Raw genomic sequence first — 2,207 nt, 5'->3', positions numbered from 1 at the left:
GCGTCCTGGAGCGCTGCGACCACGCGGGGCAGGAACTCAGCGGCCACGGACTCGTGGACGAGCAGCGACTCGGCCGCGTTGCAGACGCTGGTGCGATGTGTCTTGGAGTTGAGGACGATCGACAGTGCCTTCTCGAGGTCGGCTGCCCTGTCGACGTACACGTGGCAGTTGCCGACGCCCGTCTCGATGACCGGCACCGTCGACTCGTTGACGACCGACTGGATCAGGCCCGCTCCCCCGCGAGGGATGAGCACGTCGACCAGGCCACGCGCCCGCATCAACGTCTTGACGCTGTCATGCGTGTCGCCGGGGACCAGCTGGATGACGTCGGGGGCCAGGCCGGAGGCCTCGACCGCGTCACGGAGCACGGCCACGATGGCGGCATTGCTCGAGCGGGCCGAGGAGCTCCCCCGCAGCAGCACGGCGTTCCCTGACTTCAGGCAGATGCCGGCCGCGTCGGCGGTGACATTGGGGCGGGCTTCGTAGATCATCCCGACCACGCCGAACGGCACCCGGACCTGGCGCAGCTCGAGGCCGTTGGCGAGCACGCCGCCGCGCACCACCTCGCCGACCGGGTCGGCGAGGCCCGCGACGTCGCGCAGGCCCTGGGCCATGTCCGCGAGGCGCCCCTCGGTCAACCGGAGCCGGTCGATGATGTTGGCGGGCGTGCCACCCTCCTCGGCGCGCGTGACGTCGTCGGCGTTGGCCGCGAGGATCTCGCCGGACCGGGCCAGCAGCGCATCGGCCATGGCCTGGAGCGTGGCGTCCTTGGCGGACCGGGTGGCGAGCGCCAGCCCCCGGCTGGCGACGCGCGAACGTTGGGCGACGCTGATGAATTCGGAAGTACTGCTCACCCAACCGAGCGTAGTTCCTGGGACGCCGTCACGCGGACGACGTCTCAGGCCCCATCGCTGTGTCAGGTCAGGCGCAGGGACGCCGCTTCGGCTCGATACCGGTCCGGTGGGTGACGTTGCGGTTGTCCCACATCGCGCGCCAACGCAGGTTGTAGGTCCTGAGCACGAGCGGGTCGTGGATCTCGTAGGTGACCTCGTCGCTGCCCAGCGCGGGCGCCGACCAGTTCTCCGAACCGGTGAAGACGACCTTCGTGGCCCGGCCCTTGTAGGTGCCGTCGACCGTCAGCACCTTCAGGTGGGAGTAGCACCGCGTTCCGTAGACCTGCTTCTCGCCGCCGGTCGAGAGCTTCATCCCGAAGTCCCAGTCGGCAGCCTTCACGCTGATGCCGGAGCCCTTGAGGATCCGGACGACTTCCTTGCTGATGACCGAACCGATCACCGCGACGACGCATCCCTCACGCTTGCGAGCAGCCACGGACTTCGCGATCCGCACGCCCCGCGTGCCGTACCAGGCATACATCGCGATACGGACCACGGTCTTGCCGCTGGCGCCGAAGCCCGGCTTGGTCCGGCAGTGGATCTGACGGACGCGGTCGAGCGCCAGGTCACCGGAGCTCGTGAACCGCACGCTCTCGCGAGGAGCCGCGAAGCGCTGGTAGTACACACCGAGGGTCTCGGTGCGGTACGTCATGCGCCGGGGCGACACGGCCCGGTCGAACTTCAGCTGGTTGAAGATCGCCAGGAAGCTCCGGTAGAGGTCGTGGTTGCCGTAGACGGTGTAGGCGTCGTTCCACTGTCCGCGCACCGCGCCGCCGCTGAGGTTGGCCGAGCTGTTGATGACCACACTGGTGGCCGCGCCTGCCCGGCTGAAGGTGTAGGTCTTCATGTGCATGTTGCCGCCGCGCGAACCGTTGCGGCACGCGTTCCTGCAGATGATCAGGAAGCTGTTGGCCCGCGGGTTCTTGCCCAGCTTGGCCTGCAAGCCCTTCTCGACCGGACCGATGAGGTTCGCGTTGACGACGATCTGGACGTTGACGCCGCGGTCCTTCGCTGCCTTGAGCAGGGTGGCGGTGTCGGAGCGGTCGATGTTGTACGACGCGAACCGGATCGTCGCACCGGGCGGCGTGTTGCGGATTCCGTCGTGGACCCGCTTCAGGATCGCCGTACGGCCCTCGTAGGTGCCGTTCGGGGTGTTGAAGACCGGGCCGACGGGCGGGAGCCACGTGGGAACCGTGGCGGCCGTCGTGGAGGCGACGGACGCCTCGGGCGCGGCGCTGGCACCCGCCACCTGCCCCGAGCCCGTGAGCAGGCCGAGCACCAGGAGGGAAGCTGCAGCAACGATCTTCATGGAGA

2 protein-coding genes are annotated in these 2,207 nt (G+C 68.7%); both read right to left on the bottom strand.

Annotation, left to right across the window (positions count from 1 at the left end; genetic code table 11):
* The coding region (locus tag ACOADB_RS24940) for a glutamate-5-semialdehyde dehydrogenase (protein WP_378605226.1) at positions 1–854 on the bottom strand (854 nt) is incomplete at its 3' end.
* A gap of 67 nt (positions 855–921) precedes the next feature.
* Positions 922–2,207: phospholipase D-like domain-containing protein (locus ACOADB_RS24935; protein ID WP_378605224.1), on the bottom strand; the 1,286-nt coding region annotated here is incomplete at its 5' end.

The organism is Nocardioides sp. CPCC 206348 (genome assembly GCF_048654705.1).
In the GTDB taxonomy this organism is placed as follows: Bacteria; Actinomycetota; Actinomycetes; order Propionibacteriales; family Nocardioidaceae; genus Nocardioides.
Note: the sequence above shows the minus strand (reverse complement) of the source record. Positions and strands in the feature narration are given on the sequence as shown.